13 protein-coding genes are annotated in these 16,718 nt (G+C 46.9%); all 13 read right to left on the bottom strand.

The annotated features are described in order from the left end of the window. Nucleotides 1-100: 100 nt before the first annotated feature. The 13 genes from sleB to pnp all read right to left on the bottom strand — a co-directional run bounded on the left by sleB (nt 101) and on the right by pnp (nt 16,567). On the bottom strand, nt 101-931 hold the full coding sequence (sleB, locus tag MKX75_RS11155) for a spore cortex-lytic enzyme (protein ID WP_062833842.1): 831 nt from the start codon (nt 929-931) through the stop codon (nt 101-103). Between the two features lie 198 nt (nt 932-1,129). Further along, nucleotides 1,130-3,868, bottom strand: coding sequence for a DNA translocase FtsK (locus MKX75_RS11150; RefSeq protein WP_076330693.1), 2,739 nt, complete (start codon nt 3,866-3,868; stop codon nt 1,130-1,132). A gap of 90 nt (nt 3,869-3,958) precedes the next feature. Then, nucleotides 3,959-4,189, bottom strand: a complete 231-nt coding sequence (locus MKX75_RS11145; protein ID WP_062833840.1) for a YlzJ-like family protein — start codon at nt 4,187-4,189, stop codon at nt 3,959-3,961. Continuing rightward, the gene (locus tag MKX75_RS11140) at nt 4,186-4,959 is read right to left on the bottom strand and encodes an ATP-dependent Clp protease proteolytic subunit (RefSeq protein WP_235599371.1); all 774 of its coding nucleotides are present in this window, start codon (nt 4,957-4,959) and stop codon (nt 4,186-4,188) included. Before MKX75_RS11140 ends, MKX75_RS11145 begins: the two co-directional genes overlap by 4 nt. 213 nt (nt 4,960-5,172) lie before the next feature. Beyond that, the gene (locus tag MKX75_RS11135) at nt 5,173-6,852 is read right to left on the bottom strand and encodes a ribonuclease J (RefSeq protein WP_062833839.1); all 1,680 of its coding nucleotides are present in this window, start codon (nt 6,850-6,852) and stop codon (nt 5,173-5,175) included. Between the two features lie 479 nt (nt 6,853-7,331). Then, nucleotides 7,332-8,210 carry a 4-hydroxy-tetrahydrodipicolinate synthase gene (dapA, locus tag MKX75_RS11130; protein ID WP_062833838.1) on the bottom strand — a complete coding sequence of 293 codons (879 nt, stop codon included), beginning with the start codon at nt 8,208-8,210 and terminating at the stop codon, nt 7,332-7,334. A 47-nt stretch (nt 8,211-8,257) separates the two neighbouring features. Further along, nucleotides 8,258-9,475: an aspartate kinase gene (dapG, locus tag MKX75_RS11125; RefSeq protein WP_339169616.1), complete on the bottom strand. Its 1,218-nt coding sequence runs from the start codon at nt 9,473-9,475 to the stop codon at nt 8,258-8,260. Nucleotides 9,476-9,853: 378 nt separating this feature from the next. Beyond that, nucleotides 9,854-10,450, bottom strand: coding sequence for a dipicolinate synthase subunit B (locus tag MKX75_RS11120; RefSeq protein ID WP_062833836.1), 597 nt, complete (start codon nt 10,448-10,450; stop codon nt 9,854-9,856). Next, the gene (gene dpsA, locus MKX75_RS11115) at nt 10,447-11,346 is read right to left on the bottom strand and encodes a dipicolinate synthase subunit DpsA (protein WP_339169614.1); all 900 of its coding nucleotides are present in this window, start codon (nt 11,344-11,346) and stop codon (nt 10,447-10,449) included. Before dpsA ends, MKX75_RS11120 begins: the two co-directional genes overlap by 4 nt. Nucleotides 11,347-11,503: 157 nt before the next feature. Further along, the gene (gene dut, locus MKX75_RS11110) at nt 11,504-11,950 is read right to left on the bottom strand and encodes a dUTP diphosphatase (RefSeq protein ID WP_186333577.1); all 447 of its coding nucleotides are present in this window, start codon (nt 11,948-11,950) and stop codon (nt 11,504-11,506) included. Continuing rightward, a complete protein-coding gene (locus tag MKX75_RS11105) occupies nt 11,910-13,193 on the bottom strand; it encodes a pitrilysin family protein (RefSeq protein ID WP_062833834.1) in 1,284 nt (427 codons plus the stop codon). Before MKX75_RS11105 ends, dut begins: the two co-directional genes overlap by 41 nt. A gap of 99 nt (nt 13,194-13,292) precedes the next feature. Continuing rightward, a complete protein-coding gene (locus MKX75_RS11100; protein WP_339169611.1) occupies nt 13,293-14,288 on the bottom strand; it encodes a polysaccharide deacetylase family protein in 996 nt (331 codons plus the stop codon). 176 nt (nt 14,289-14,464) lie between these two features. Beyond that, nucleotides 14,465-16,567 carry a polyribonucleotide nucleotidyltransferase gene (pnp, locus tag MKX75_RS11095; RefSeq protein ID WP_076330691.1) on the bottom strand — a complete coding sequence of 701 codons (2,103 nt, stop codon included), beginning with the start codon at nt 16,565-16,567 and terminating at the stop codon, nt 14,465-14,467. Nucleotides 16,568-16,718: the final 151 nt, after the last annotated feature.

The raw sequence follows: 16,718 nt of genomic DNA, 5'->3' as shown, positions 1-16,718 counted from the left end.
TTTATCGTGCAATCGTGAAGCTTAAACGTAACAACCATTTTAACCCAATCAAAAGGCAAGAAGCAACCGAAGTCAAGCCTTCTGGTTGCTTCCAACATCATCACATACAAAAAATATGCTGCCCGATTGTTTTCACCTGTGGACGGGTCCAGATCCATTTGGATGTTGCTGTCTTCGGATTAAAATAATAGAGGCATCCGCCTGACGGGTCCCAGCCATTCAATGCTTGTTCAACTGCCTTTTTGGCTTGTGCGTTCGGTTCCAGGTATATCTGTCCGTCCGCTACAGCCGTAAATGCACCAGGCTGAAAGATTACGCCAGAAGGCGTACTTGGAAAACTTGGTGAATTTACGCGATTCAGAATTACTGCTGCTACTGCGACTTGACCTTCGAACGGTTCCCCCCGGGCCTCGCCATAGACAGCGTTAGCCATAATTTTGAGTTCATTCTCCGAGAGACCGAGTGCATTGGCAGACCCCATATTATCCTGCTCTTTGTCTGCTGTGTTGCTGCCGCTGCCCTCACCCCCACCTGAGGATTCCTTGTGAAGTGGCGGTTCTGTTGGCGACCATTTGGTTGACGCATTGTACAGCTTGAGCTTGGTTGCAGCTCCAACCACACCATCTGCCTTCATGCCAAACTCGGATTGAAACCATTTGACCGATTTCAGCGTGCTGCTGCCAAAATTACTGTCGATTTTACCATTGTAAAATCCCAAGTACTTCAGACGACCCTGAAGCTCGTATACATCCTGACCGTAACTTCCATATTTCACTGTATTGCTGCTAAACGTAGGTAAGGCCTTTTCTTCTACCTGCGGTGTACGCTCGGCTGAACTTTCAGTTGCTGCATTCCCAGGAAGCAAATAACGAATTCCCAATGCGGATATCAGCAAAATAGCAGTGAAAAGCCATAGGTTCATTTTTCGCATAGACTGTGCTCTACCTTTCTCTTGTGGGATTAACAGAATCGCTAAGGTTATTATGACAAGCCTGCTTGCTTCCTATGCACCAAAACATCCGATCTTTGGAGTAGATGGCAAAAGTTCAGTCCGATGGGCAAGCAAAAAGCCCTCAACCAATAAGGTTGAGGGCTTAAACGATTCATTGTAACCATGTTACATGTTACACTACGAACTTATTTTATTCTGCTGATACTGTTCAAGTGAAACCAGTACTTCCCTCGGTTTGCTGCCCTCGTAAGGACCGATTACACCCCGGGCTTCCATGGAGTCAATTAAACGCGCTGCACGTGTGTAACCAACCCGCATACGACGTTGCAACAGGGAGACTGAAGCCTGTTTTGCCTCCAAAATAATCTGTACAGCTTGCTCATATAACTCATCCTGTACTTCATCTGCTGCCTGAATGGAATCATCCACTTCAGGTACAATGGATTCATCATACTGCGCTTCACCTTGACCACGTACGTAGTTTACAATATTCTCAACTTCTTCATCGCTCATAAATGCACCTTGTACACGAACCGGTTTTGATGCGCCCATTGGCATGAACAACATGTCTCCACGACCCAACAACTTCTCAGCCCCACCCATATCCAGAATCGTTCGGGAATCGACTTGGGAGGATACGCCGAAGGCAATCCGCGATGGAATGTTAGCCTTGATTACCCCGGTAATAACGTCAACAGATGGACGTTGTGTGGCAATAATTAGATGGATTCCGGCTGCACGAGCCATCTGAGCAAGTCGTGCAATGGCATCCTCCACATCTCCGGCTGCAACCATCATCAGATCTGCAAGCTCATCCACAATGACAACGATATAAGGCAGAACAGCCGCAGGATTATCTTTCATCAGGTTATTGTAACCCTCGACGTTACGCGTGCCTGATTTGGAGAACAGTTCATATCGTTTCTCCATCTCAACCACAATCTTTTTGAGCGCAAGTGACGCTCGTTTAGGATCAGTTACTACTGGTGCCATCAGATGTGGAATTCCGTTATATACGTTCAACTCAACCATCTTGGGATCGACCATCAGGAACTTCACTTCATCCGGCTTTGCTTTGTACAAGATGCTGGTAATGATGCCGTTAATACATACCGACTTACCGGAACCTGTAGCACCTGCGACCAGCAGATGGGGCATACGAGCCAAGTTACCAATAATCGTCTGTCCAGAGATATCTCGGCCAAATGCAATGGTCACTTTGGATTCTGCATCCTGGAACGTTGCTGTCTCCATTACTTCACGCATCGTTACAACCGACACCTCGCCATTAGGTACCTCGATACCTATTGCGGACTTCCCGGGAATCGGCGCTTCCATACGGATATCTTTTGCGGCCAGAGCCAATGCGATATCATCAGTAAGACTGACAATCCTGCTGACTTTAACACCAATATCAGGCTGAATTTCATACCTTGTAACAGCAGGTCCTCGAACCACTTCAAGTACTTTGGCGCGAACACCGAAGCTTTCCAGTGTGGCTTCCAGTTTGCGCGCTGTCTGCATGTAATCCTTCTGGTCACCCGCTTTGCCCCCATTGTTCGGCTTGGCAAGGAGACGGAATGAAGGCAGCTTGTACGGCTTCGGTGGCGGAGGCGGTGGTTTGATTGGTTGTACGTCCTGCCCCTCAGAAGTTGGACTATCTGTTACCGACGTATCAGCATTCGGCACTTCTTCTCCACTCTGAATGTCATCCACAGCATTCGGCACGCCCGTTCCCGCATCGGATGCAGCCCACTCTGTCTCTACCAGTTCATCCGTTATTTTAATGGCATCCTCGCCCTCTTGAACAGCGTTGGTATCGGTGAGATCATCCGGGAACGGATAAGCATCATCCAGATCATCTTCAATACTTGAATCTTCTGCTCTGACGTGCTCGAAAAAGTCTCGAATGATCGGCGCTGAGTTAGGTTTAGCTTGAACGGGAACATGTGATGAAGCGGATTTATTCGCTACGTCTTCGGTTGCATCCTGCCAAGCATCTGGACGGTGATCTTGTTCGGCGCGGTATACAATCTGTTCTGTTTCTGCCGAATCCGCCTGATCGATTTCACGTCCTGATTTCGCCTGTTCCCGATCAGCTCCCCATTTTCCAAACAGTTGGAAGAATATTGGCGCTTTTCGTTTAGGCAGATGCTGTTCCTCTAATTCATCCTCATACTCGTCTTCATCATCTTCAACAGGGACAGGTACCACTTTACGAGCGTTCCCTTTCTTCCTGGCATCAGAAGTTGAAGTAGAGCGTGCAGAGGGCCTCGACTCCAGCTTCTTGTACATCGAACTCCCGGCATCCCAAATCTTTGTACGGAATATTCGGATCAGATCCACATAAGACAGGTTCGTAATCAGCATAAAACTAATAACAAACATGACAATCATGATGAGTCTTGCCCCAAGGCTTCCGAACAGCCACAGAAACAGGGCAAATTGCCCAGCTCCGAGATACCCACCGCTGATATCCTTGTTAAGCATGGAGTCCCTCTCACCTGGCGCAGCAGGGGTTAGCAACTCAGTTTGCATATCATTATGTACCTGTGTGATCACAGCACCAGGCTCAAGCGCACCCACCGGAATGAGCTTCTGGTGCATTGCAGAGACGGTGCTCATCAGGGTTAAGGCAAAGACCAGCAATACCAGTCCTGTCTTGCGCGTGGTCCAGCCACTCGGCCATTTCCGGTGAATCATCACCATGAGACCATAATAAATACCAACAAGTGGAATCGCAAAATAAAACTTACCAAGCATCAGTCCGAACATCTTGGAAAGCGAACGTCCAACGGTGGCTTCACCCGATAATGCAATGACAGCAAGGGTAATAAGCACAATCCCGTAAATTTCATATTTTAAAACGCCGCTAAAACCAGCGCCCTTTTTTTTCCTCTTTTTTCTTCTGGCCAAAATCAGGTCACCCCCAGAAGAATATTATACCATACAAATATAATCCGTACATATGTTCTTTTTCTGCTCAATTTGTCTGAATTCGTCGCGTTATGTTGATCCCAAGTTACCTGAAAGCGGAATGGTCGAACCCGGCATATTGGCAGGATTGAGATAGGCTTCAAGCGGACAATCCAGTAATCGCACAATAACGGCTTCATTGTCATTCACAGGCCTCACCTGCATTAACAAACCATTCATCTTGATCTCCCTCGTATCTTCGACCTCTTTCCACATCCCCGACCAGAGTTGTTCAGGAGGCATCACGGTGTATAGTGTCATTGGGTATAACCTCCCGCCTGCAGGGTCTGTCTCTTGTCTCCTATGAGCTGATTTAATTGAGCAATAGCCTGCCCAATCCCGCCCACTGCATCCATCAATCCATATTTCACTGCATCTGCGCTTCCTACAGCTGTACCAATATCCCGATTCAACTCACCGGTCTTAAACATCAGTTCTTTGAACATTTCTTCAGAGATATTCGAATGAGAAGTTACGAATCGAACGACTCGTTCCTGCATTTTCTCCATATACTCAAACGTCTGAGGTACACCAATGACAAGGCCGTTCATACGGATCGGATGGATCGTCATCGTTGCACTCCCGGCAATCAGGGAATACGTTGAAGCTACTGCAATCGGTACTCCAATGCTATGCCCTCCACCAATGACTACAGTTACCGTAGGTTTGCTCAGGGAAGCAATCATCTCTGCAATGGCCAGACCCGCCTCTACGTCTCCACCTACTGTGTTCAGAATGATCAGAATACCTTCAATACGCTGATTCTGTTCTGCAGCCACTAACTGTGGAATGATATGCTCATACTTTGTTGTTTTATTTTGTGGTGGCAGAATTAGATGCCCTTCCACCTGCCCGATAATCGTCATACAAAAAATGTTGGATTCACCTGCTGGCGACTGTGTCTGCCCAAATTGCTGAATAGTCTCCGTCACGGGAGAGATATCCTTGTCCTCTTGTAACGGGATCTCCGGTGCTTCAACCTCCGGCTGATTGGATCTTGACGCCTGCTTGCCATTCATACGTTCATTCATTTCATTAATCCCCTTCCCCAGAAACATTTAATGTATTTCCTTAGTATGGGGATTTTTCCAACCGCCTTATACCCGACACATCAAATTGCTTCACATATTGGCGTTCTCCCAGAAAAACGCAAAAAAAGCCCCTTCTCTACGAGGAACCGTCCAATATTACTCGTAGAGAAGGGGCGACTGTGTGCCTGAATATATGTTTTTGTTTTAGCTATTTTAAACTTCCATAATGATTGGCAAAATCATCGGTCTACGACGAGTTTGCTCATACAGGAAGCGTCCCAGTGCATCTTTAACATTCGTTTTGAGTGAAGCCCACTCGTTAACGTTCTCACTCATCAACTTCTGCAATGTGCTGCTAACGATCCGGTTGGCCTCATCCAGTAGCCCTTCCGATTCGCGTACATACACAAATCCGCGAGAGATGATGTCAGGACCGGAAACAATTTTTCCATCCTGTTTGCTCAATGTTACCACAACAACAAGGATACCATCTTGTGACAGCAATTTGCGGTCACGAAGTACAATGTTACCCACATCGCCTACACCCAAGCCGTCGATCAACACGTTACCTGCAGTAACTTTACCAGCTCTACGTGCTGCTCCACCTTGAATTTCAATCACTTCACCGATATCCGTGATAAAAATGTTTTCAGGTTCTACCCCTACAGATTCAGCAAGAACCGCGTGGCGACGCTGCATACGGAATTCACCGTGAATTGGCAAGAAGAATTTCGGTTTCATCAGGTTAAGCATCAGTTTGAGCTCTTCCTGGCTACCGTGACCAGATACGTGAACACCACTGTTAGCACCGCTGTAATGCACGTTAGCGCCCAGACGGAACAGTTCATCAATCGTACGGCCTACATATTTTTCATTACCTGGAACCGGTGTTGCTGCGATAATAACGGTGTCTCCTGGCAGGATGTCCACTTTACGGTGCGTGGAACGAGCCATACGTGTCAGTGCTGACATTGGCTCGCCTTGGCTTCCTGTGCAGAGAATCACGACACGATCAGCAGCCATCTTGCCTACTTCTTCGGGTTCAATGATCATGCCATCCGGAATCTCAAGGTAACCTAGTTCCGAAGCAATACCAACCACGTTGACCATGCTGCGTCCGATAACTGCAACTTTACGTCCAGTTACTTCTGCTGCGTTGATCACCTGTTGGATACGGTGTACGTTGGAAGCAAATGTAGCTACAACAACGCGTTGGCTTGCTTTACGGAAGATATCTTCCAAAACAATACCCACATTTTTCTCCGATGGTGTGAATCCAGGTTTCTCAGCATTCGTACTATCGGACAACAAAGCAAGTACGCCATTCGTTCCGATCTGTGCCATACGCTGAAGATCTGCATATTGACCATTGACTGGAGTGTGGTCAAATTTGAAGTCACCTGTGTGAACAACTGCACCTTCTGGTGTTTCGACACATACACCAACGGAATCCGGAATACTATGGTTAGTAGCGAAGAACGATGCTTTCAATGCAGTTCCAAGTTGAATCTCGGAATCCGCATCAATCAGAATACGTTTCGTTTCACCCAGCAAGTTCGCTTCTTTCAACTTGTTCTCTACAAGTCCAAGTGTAAGTCTTGTTCCATATACAGGAACATTCAGATGTTTGAGAACATATGGCAGACCACCAATGTGATCCTCATGTCCGTGAGTAAGAATGATTCCTCTTACTTTGTCACGGTTCTCAGTCAGGTAAGAAATGTCAGGAATGACAATATCAATACCAAGCATATCTTCTTCAGGGAATTTAAGACCAGCATCTACGACTACAATGTCGTTAGCGTATTGGATGACGTACATATTTTTACCAATCTCGCCTACGCCGCCCAATGCAAAAATCATCAGTTTATCGTTATTATTTTTCTTAGACAAATGAATCTAAACCTCCTATGGTAGTTGGACGTCGTACCTTATTATTTATTGTAAGTTAAGAAAAGTAGTCCATACATTACATACCCACCTATCGGGATGAATGCAAAAGAACACCTTTATTCACGATATCTGGAAGAAGTTCTTCGAAGTTATTCCCTTACACCAACAAGTTGGATTTGAGATATTTCCTCTTAGCCGTTCCTTCCTTTTTCACCGCAAAGCTACACCACGAAACGATGTCGCTTTCAATTTCAAAAAAATACCGCACCCAGTCACTTGACATCATTATACATGATTAAAAACAAAAAAAACAAGTCACTCTCTCGTTAACCTGTAGGTTTCCCCTTAGCAATGAAAAAGAAACCTCACATTACTCGTCAAAAAAAGAACCGCAACCTCGAATAAGAGGAGCGGTTCTTTTACTGCTCTGATGGAAATTCTCATGATTAATAAAATAGTTCCATATGCAACCTAAATGATTACAAATTAAGCAGACCTTTGATGTAGACCTGCTCCTCTTCCGTTGGCGGAATAAGGGGCAAGCGTACAGAGCCAACGTTCAAACCACGCAATGTCAGCGCATATTTCACCGCTACTGGGTTTGGTAGAGGCTGTGGACACTCAAACAGACCTTTAAACACCGGGAAGAGCTGCTGATGAATCTGAGCAGCTTGAACAGGCGCACCACCATAGAAGGCATCGATCATTTTCTTCATTTCTGCCCCTACGACATGACTCGCCACGCTGACAATCCCATGAGCACCAACTGCAATCGCTGGCAAGCCTGAAGCATCATCACCGGAATAGACTCTGAAATTCTCCGGAGCACTTGCTGCAATCAGCGTAACCTGCTCCATAGACGCACATTCCTTCGTGGCTACGATGTTAGGAATCTGAGCCAGACGAAGTGTTGTAGCGGCTGACAGACTGGTTACTGTACGTCCAGGCACGTTGTAGAGCATAACAGGCAGCTTGGTTGAGTTCGCAATTGCTTCAAAATGTTTGAACAAACCTTCTTGACTCGGTTTGTTGTAATACGGAACAACCAGCAATATGCCATCCACTCCGGCACGTTCAGCTTCCTGTGTCAAATGGATGGAATGCGCGGTGTTGTTGCTTCCCGTTCCGGCTATAATTTTGCACCGACCGGCCGCATGTTTCACTGCAAATTCGAATAATTGAACTTTCTCAGTATCACTAAGTGTTGGAGACTCCCCTGTTGTTCCGGAAACCACGAGCGTCTCCGACTTTTGATCCACAATCAGATAGTCGATTAGACGTGCCGTTTCCTCCCAATGAATCTCTCCTTGTTCATTGAACGGAGTGACCATTGCTGTAATCAATCTTCCAAAGTCCAATTCGATTCCTCCTTCAAAACAGGTTTGGCTCCTCTAACTTCAGTTGTTTACAAATGAAGTTCGAATGAGGCGTGAAGTGCCCTCAGGGCCTGAACCATATCTTCTTTTTTTACGAGCACCCAGATCGTTGTATTCGAATCTGCCGATTGCAGGATCTGAATGTCTGCCAGTGTCAACGACTCAACGATACGAGCCATAATTCCAGGTACACCATTAATGCCTCCGCCAATGACGGAAACTTTGGCACAACCGGACAGGCTTTGTGGCTTGAGACCTATCTCCTGTAATACATGTATGGCTTTCTCGGAATCACTGTCAAAAACCGTATAGACAACTCCCGAGGGGGTAACATTAATAAAATCAACGCTGATCGAATTCTCAGCCATGGTTTTGAATACTTTTAGTTGCAATCGATCTGCACCGCCAGGTACATCCACGGTAATTTGCGTTACATTGCTCACATAGGCGATACCTGTTACATAGCGGTCAACAATGCCTGTCTGCACATCCTGGAATCCTTCCGGATGCGTAACCAGCGTTCCTTCCGTGTCTGCAAAAGTAGATCTTACCCGTACAGGTATCTGGGATTGCATTGCAATCTCAACCGCACGTGGATGGATAACCTTGGCCCCGTGGTGAGCCATGTTACAGATCTCTGCATAACTCACAACAGTCAGTGGACGCGCATCCTCCACAATCCGTGGATCGGCAGTAAGAATCCCGTTCACATCTGTGTAGATATCCACCATTTCAGCACGTAATGCTGCACCGAGAGCTGTTGCAGACGTATCACTTCCCCCACGACCCAGTGTCGTGAAGTCTCCGTTCTCCGTCTGACCTTGGAATCCGGTTACAATAACCACCCGGCCAAGCTGAAGCTGCTCCAACACACGAACAGGACGGACATCCAATATCCGGGCATTCCCGAAATTGTCGTCCGTCACAAAACCTGCTTGTGCACCGGTCAGCACTGTAGTTGGAATGCCTTCATGTTCGAGTAAACTGCTCAAAGTCGTCGCAGATATGATTTCACCACAGCACAGCAGTAAATCCTTTTCGCGTGCGGATAGTGCGTTTCCGTTCTGTCCAGCCCAGTCCAGCAACGTATCGGTTGCATATGGCTCGCCGCGACGACCCATCGCAGACACCACGATGACCAGACTCAATCCTGCCTCAAGTTCACGTTTAACGTGACGGAGCACATGCTCTCTCGCCTGAACAGTGGAGAGAGACGTGCCTCCGAATTTCTGTACCATGATACGCATCTTTATTCCTCCATTTGTGTACGCAAGAAGACTGGACACGGGTCAAATCAACAAATGGATCACCCTAGGGAGCGTTCTGATGCGATAATTTCAGCAATTTATACGGCATTCCATGCCGCTCCTTATTTTTGTGATTGTCGGGGACAATCGCAAATCAAAGGTCGCGGTAGTTATCGAGATCATGACGCATACATTCACAATAGACCTCTCCCGCTTGCTTAACCTTTACTGTCGGCAAGCAGGAATGCCCTTATAGACAGGAACGTGGACACAAGCAGCTGTTCAAGCCAGCATACCGTCCCCTATGATTTTCTTTGTCTCTCGAACCCTTCTTCATTTCTCCAAGCGCATAAACGTTGTCACCGAATCATTGTTCCATCAAGCCTGTGAAGAACGCTCCACAATCATCGGCTGAAGCTGTTTGCCCTCAAGAGCACTCCAGCAAGCCTCTGGAATCAATTCCATTTTGGCGACTAACGAGTTTGGTTTTTTCACTGGATCGTCCTGCCCAAATGGCACAAAATACAAGTATTTGGCCACGAGCAATTTGGCGATATTCGCAGCATTCAAGCCCAGACCGTCATTCGTGGAAATGGCGAGCACGAGCGGACGCTGATTACGCATCTGTGCTTTGGCTGCCATCAGCACTGGACTGTCGGTCATCGCATTAGCCAGCTTGCTTGTTGTATTCCCTGTGCATGGAGCTATAACCAGCACATCAAGCAGCTTGGAAGGCCCTAATGGCTCCGCTTCAACAATTGTAGAAATGATATCATTACCTGTTATATCTTTCAACTGTTTTTGCCAATTTTGCGCCGTACCGAAGCGTGTATCCGTCGTCAGTACCGAATTGGAAATAATCGGAATGACGTTGGCACCTTCAGCCACGAAGCGGCTAATTACCGGCATAACCTCTTCAAACGTACAATGAGAACCCGTAATTGCATAACCTACCGTTTTTCCCTGCCAGTTCATGATTTAACCTCCCGTGCGTTCTGTTCTTCCAAAAGCAAACGGATCAATGCGTCGGCAATAATGCCGCCAGCCGTTTTGGGAGCAACAATGCCGGGGAGGCCAGGCGCAAGTAGCGCTTTGATACCGCGTTTGTCGGCATACCTGAAATCACAGCCGCCAGGAGCGGATGCGAGGTCGATAATGACAGCCTTTTGCGGCATTCTGGACAGGATTTGTGCTGTGATTATCATAGTCGGTATCGTATTAAAAAGCAAGTCAACTTCCCCGGTTTGAGCGGCCAAATCCGTTGTCATAAAAGGCTTCCAGCCCATTATAGTCGCGCGGGCAACATCCTCTTCCCGCCTGATCCCCACCCGTACATTTGCTCCAAGTCCCTGCAGTGTTTTGGCCATTGTGAACCCTGTTCGACCGATGCCAAGCACGATGCATTCCGAACCATGAATTGTAAAGTCCGTCTCCCGAATAGCTATGGCGATGGCTCCCTCAGCTGTTGGAATAGAGTTGTAAAGTGCAATATCATCACGATCAAGTACTTCAACAAGTCTCAGCCCGTTATCTAGACAAAGTTCACGCAGGAACGGCTTCGCCATACCTGTGAACACAATGCAATGCTCCGGCAATGCTGCAACATGTTCCTTTTTCAAATAGATTGGCGTGTCACTGAACGAAGTACTTACTTTTCCCTGATCATCGCAACCGACGACAGGCAGTACCAGTACATCTGCCGAAGCAAACACTTCGTCCTCCAGTTCCTGGTGTTCGATACCCGGAATGGAACGCTGCATTTTATCGAAACCCACTACACTTACCGTTGCATCCAACTCAGCGCACTTTTGAATGACTTCAAGCTGCCGCGCATCTCCGCCCAGGACTACAATCCGGACTCCGGTCAGCATCGGGACGTCACTCCTTTCACCACATGTATGCCTTATCGTATGCAGGGGCCCACAGCGGGGTGAAAACAATAATTGCATCCTAACGTCCCTTTCTCGAATGCAAAAAAGAGCCGCCCCTGTCAGGGACGACTCTAAAGAATGGGTATATTTACGCTTATTATTTCCCCGTATGACCGAATCCGCCTTCGCCACGTACCGTTTCCGAAAGTTCATTTACTTCCGTCAATTCAACCGTAGGCACGGTCTGGAAGACGATCTGTGCGATGCGCTCTCCCCGTACAATCGTGAACGGTTCCTGACCCAGATTAATCAACAGCACTTTAACTTCTCCGCGATAATCCGCGTCGATAGTACCCGGTGTGTTGAGGCAGGTAATTCCATGTTTGAAAGCCAGTCCGCTCCGAGGACGGATCTGTGCTTCCAGTCCAGCTGGCATTGCCATCGCAAGTCCAGTTGGAATAAGCGTACGCTGACCCGGTTGCAGGACAACTTCCTCCTGAAGTGCAGCTACTACATCAAAGCCGGATGCCAGCTCCGACATTTTTTGTGGCAACTTAATATCTTCATTGCCCGGCAGTTTCTGTATTTGAACGTAATGCAACAAAATCATCCCTTCTCAATCCAGCAATCGTCTTATCTGAAGCGCCAACCATAGCAAGTGCAAACGGCTCAGCAAACATCAGATCAAGTACCGCGTTAATATCGTCCATCGTCACTTGCTCAATCTTGGTGATCATCTCATCCAGCGTATGATGTCTTCCCAGCATCAGCTCGTTTTTACCGAGACGATTCATGCGACTGCCTGTGCTTTCCAAGCTAAGAATCAGGCTGCCCTTCAGCTGTTCTTTTCCTTTACGCAGTTCATCTTCGGACAAGCCGTTTACAGCCAAGTCGCGCAGAACCTCTTTGGTCAGGTCAAGCACTTCTTTTGTCTGTTTCGGTGCTGTACCCGCGTATATCGTGAAAAGTCCACTGTCCGCATGAGAGCTATGATAGGAATACACGGAGTACGCAAGACCCCGTTTCTCACGAATTTCCTGAAATAGTCTGGAGCTCATGCCTCCACCAATGGCGTTATTCAGAACAACCATAGCGAATTGAAGTGGATCTCCGATTTTACAGCCCGGGAACGAGATACAGATATGATTCTGTTCCGTTTTCTTTTTGTGAAAGAGCTGTCCGCTTTGGAATGCCGGCATCGTAACTGCTTCCGTTACTCCATTTACATCAAAAGCACCAAAATGCTTCTCCATCAGATCGATTACACTGTCATCAATATTACCCGCGATACTAATGACCGTGTTCTCAATCGTGTAGTGCTCCTTCATATATGCACGCAGATGGCTGGAATCCATCGCTTTAAGACGTTCTTCTGTACCCAGGATAGGGTATGCGAGCGGATGCTCACCATAGGCGGCCAAGGCCATCAGATCATGAACCATATCATCGGGCGTATCTTCATACATCGAGATTTCTTCCAGAATGACGTTTTTCTCCTTGATCAATTCACCATCATCCATTTTGGAGCGGAAAAACATATCGGACAACACATCCACCGCAATCGGCAAATGTTCATCCAACACTTTAGCATAATAACATGTGTATTCTTTGGAAGTGAACGCATTCACGTTACCACCGATCGCATCGAACTGCTCCGCAATTGCCTTCGCATCATAACGATCCGTTCCTTTGAACAGCATGTGTTCAATAAAATGTGATACTCCGTTACTTGCAGGTTGCTCATTGCGCGAACCTGTCTTGACCCATATTCCGAAAGACACAGAACGGCAGGTCGGTATCTGTTCCATGACAACTCTGAGGCCATTGCCCAGCTGAATTTTTTTCATGGTTGGCCCTCCTACATCTCTATAATTGCCTTGATCTCAATCTTCCAATTGAAATCGACATTTGGTTCCAACTTTTTGATATTAACAAAAAAACAACGTTCACTCAACCGCAGGCGCAATTACACGTTCCGAAGACAACGTCTCACTTACGGTTCCGAGCACCAGACCTTTGGCCCGTATGGACTGAATCATACCCTTTAGAGCTCCGGAAGAAGCAGCTGTGGGGTGCATTAGAATTAACGTGCCGGCCTCGGTATTTTTCGCAATTTTGGCAACAACGGCATCTGAGCTTGGTTTACGCCAATCCACCGTATCTACTGTCCATAATACGGTTTGCAGTCCCATGGAAGAAGCAATATCTACGGTCTTTTGATTAAAGTCACCGGAAGGCGGAGCAAACCAACGATTATCCACACCAAGTGTTTTATGCAGCAGATCCTGGGTTTTACTAATTTCCAGCTTGGCCCGTTCTGCGCTCAATCGACTCATGTTAGGGTGAGAATACGCATGATTGGACAACTCATGTCCACGCTTCTGAATTTCCTTGGCCAGCTCAACGTTTTTACTTAACCAGCTTCCATCCAGAAAAAACGTGGCCTTCACTTTCGCGGCATCGAGCGTATCCAGCATCGGTATAATATATTCGTTCCCCCAAGCCACATTAATCATAAAAGAAACCATCGGCTTGCTTGCATTCCCCCGATAGATCGGATGTGCTCCCAAATCTTTAAGCTGAATCTCCGGCTCAATCTGACGGTAGACATAAGCAATTTTAGTATTCAACGTTCCACTTAGCGCCTTACGGTATGTCGCTTCCACATCAATCTCGATGCCATTATAACCAGGGATGGCTTTCCATACCCGATCCACTCGGGCATTCACCGGAGCAATTTTCGTTTCAGCCGCTTTATCCCGAATCGCCGACAACAGCGCATCTTCTCCCGTTGCTTCCTTGAACATGTCAAAAGCATTTTGCGTACCTGGCCCATCACGGATCTCCGTAATGTATGTACGTACACTGCCAACTTGTCCGATCAATATGACCGCAGTCACACCCGCCAGAACAGCCGCCAGTTTTTTGGATTGGTTTCCCACAGCTCCATCCTCCCGCCGTCTTTGTCCCCATCATATGAGGACAAGGGCGAAAATATGAATAGAAAGCCATGATTCCATCCTTGCTTTACGTATTTAAACGTTAAAAAAAGAGCCAGAAATTCACATTCTGTCTCTTCATTCAATATATCCAATTTATAACCTGTCGCTTCGGTATCCTAGGATTGAGCCGGAGCTTCAGCAGTCAAAACTGCTTTGCGGGACAAGTTAATACGACCTTGTGGGTCAATTTCCGTAACTTTTACCGTAATGGAATCACCAATGGCTACAACATCTTCCACTTTGGCAACACGTTCTGTTGACAGTTGTGAGATGTGTACCAGGCCTTCTTTGTTCGGAAGAACTTCAACGAATGCACCGAATTTCTCAACGCGTTTTACTTTACCGACATAAATCTCGCCTACCAGTACTTCACGCACAATACCTTCGATGATCGATTTGGCTTTATCATTCATATCCTGGTTGGAAGAAGCGATAAAGACACGTCCATCCTGTTCAATATCAATTTTAACACCGGTTTCTTCGATGATTTTATTGATAATTTTACCACCTGCACCGATCACATCACGGATCTTGTCCGGATTGATATGCATCGTTGTAATTTTAGGCGCATATTGTGATAACTGCTCACGTGGAGTATTCATCACTTCAGTCATTTTGCTCAAGATGTGCAAACGACCTTCTTTGGCTTGAGCCAAGGCTTCAGACAAAATTTGACGATCGATACCATCAATTTTGATGTCCATTTGAATTGCAGTTACACCTTCAGGTGTTCCGGCTACTTTGAAGTCCATGTCACCCAGGTGATCTTCCATACCTTGAATATCACTCAGAATGGATACATGATCTCCGTCTTTGATCAGACCCATAGCTACACCCGCAACTGGAGCTTTGATAGGTACACCTGCATCCATCATCGCCAAAGTGCTGGCACAGATACTTGCCTGGGAAGTTGAACCGTTGGATTCCAGAACTTCAGATACCAAACGAATCGTGTATGGGAAATCTGTTTCGGAAGGGATGACTTTGGAAAGAGCACGCTCACCCAGAGCACCATGTCCGATTTCACGACGGCCTGGCGCACGCAATGGACGAGCTTCACCTACGCTGAATGGTGGGAAGTTATAATGATGCATGAAACGTTTCGTTTCTTCAAGGCTGATTCCGTCCAAAATCTGAACATCGCCCAGTGCACCAAGTGTACAGATGCTAAGTGCTTGCGTTTGACCACGTGTGAACAAACCTGAACCGTGCGTACGTGGCAACAGGGAAGTATCACATTCAATTGGACGAATCTCAGCAAGTCCACGTCCATCCGGACGAACTTTATCATGCGTGATCAGACGGCGCACTTCTTCTTTAACGATATCGTGCAGAACTTCCTTCACGTCTTTGAGCAATTCAGGACTCTCAATATATTTCTCTTCGAAGTGAGCAACCGTTTCGTCATTCACTACATCGATCGCATCTTGACGAGCATGCTTCTCGGCAATTTTAACGGCTTCAACCAGACGAGCACTTGCGAAATCACGCACACTGCTGTTGACTTCAGCGTTAACGGCATGCAATTTAACAGCCATTTTTTCTTTACCAGCCACTTGCACGAGTTGTTCGATTACCGCAACAATGTTTTTGATCTCATCATGTCCAAACATGATTGCTTCAAGCATTACTTCTTCCGGTAATTCGTTTGCTTCAGCCTCTACCATCATGATGGCATCCTTGGTTCCTGCAACTACCAGCTCAAGCTCACTTACTTCGAGCTGTGCAATCGTTGGATTAATGATGAACTCGCCATCGATACGTCCAACTTTCACGCCACCAATCGGTCCGCTAAATGGAACATCCGAGATGCTCAGTGCAGCAGATGTACCGATCATTGCAGCGATTTGTGGTTCGCAATCCTGGTCCACACTCATAACGATATTCAGAACTTGTACATCATTCCGGAAGCCTTCCGGGAACAATGGACGAATTGGACGGTCTGTCAGACGGCTTGAGAGAATAGCTTTCTCACTAGGTCTGCCTTCACGTTTAATAAATCCACCGGGGATTTTACCTACGGCGTACAATCTTTCTTCATAGTTTACCGTTAGTGGGAAAAAGTCCAGATCTTTCGGCTCGCTTGATGCTGTCACGGTACACAATACAACGGTATCCCCGTATGTTACCTTAACGGCAGCATTAGCCTGCTTGGCCAAACGCCCGGTCTCAAGCGTAAGCTTTCTTCCACCAAGCTGCATATCAACACGCTGTTCCATGAAACCCCTCCTTTTATTCGTTCCTAATTCAATGGATTCTGCATTCTCACAGTATTTCCTGCTTGTCCTGCATTCATTAGCTATGTATAGATCTTGCAACATGCTAACCTGCACAACAAAAGCTCCTCACGGAGCCCCATCTACAAATATA

The organism is Paenibacillus sp. FSL R5-0341, from assembly GCF_037975235.1.
Taxonomy (GTDB): Bacteria; Bacillota; Bacilli; order Paenibacillales; family Paenibacillaceae; genus Paenibacillus; species Paenibacillus amylolyticus_A.
Note: the sequence above shows the minus strand (reverse complement) of the source record. Positions and strands in the feature narration are given on the sequence as shown.

Bases quoted from the DNA above. Each gene is read 5' to 3' on its own strand.
- sleB (WP_062833842.1), bottom strand. From the start codon at position 931: ATGCGAAAAATGAACCTATGGCTTTTCACTGCTATTTTGCTGATATCC.
- MKX75_RS11145 (WP_062833840.1), bottom strand. From the start codon at position 4,189: ATGACACTATACACCGTGATGCCTCCTGAACAACTCTGGTCGGGGATG.
- MKX75_RS11140 (WP_235599371.1), bottom strand. From the start codon at position 4,959: ATGAATGAACGTATGAATGGCAAGCAGGCGTCAAGATCCAATCAGCCG.
- dapG (WP_339169616.1), bottom strand. From the start codon at position 9,475: ATGCGTATCATGGTACAGAAATTCGGAGGCACGTCTCTCTCCACTGTT.
- MKX75_RS11120 (WP_062833836.1), bottom strand. From the start codon at position 10,450: ATGAACTGGCAGGGAAAAACGGTAGGTTATGCAATTACGGGTTCTCAT.
- dpsA (WP_339169614.1), bottom strand. From the start codon at position 11,346: ATGCTGACCGGAGTCCGGATTGTAGTCCTGGGCGGAGATGCGCGGCAG.
- MKX75_RS11105 (WP_062833834.1), bottom strand. From the start codon at position 13,193: ATGAAAAAAATTCAGCTGGGCAATGGCCTCAGAGTTGTCATGGAACAG.
- pnp (WP_076330691.1), bottom strand. From the start codon at position 16,567: ATGGAACAGCGTGTTGATATGCAGCTTGGTGGAAGAAAGCTTACGCTT.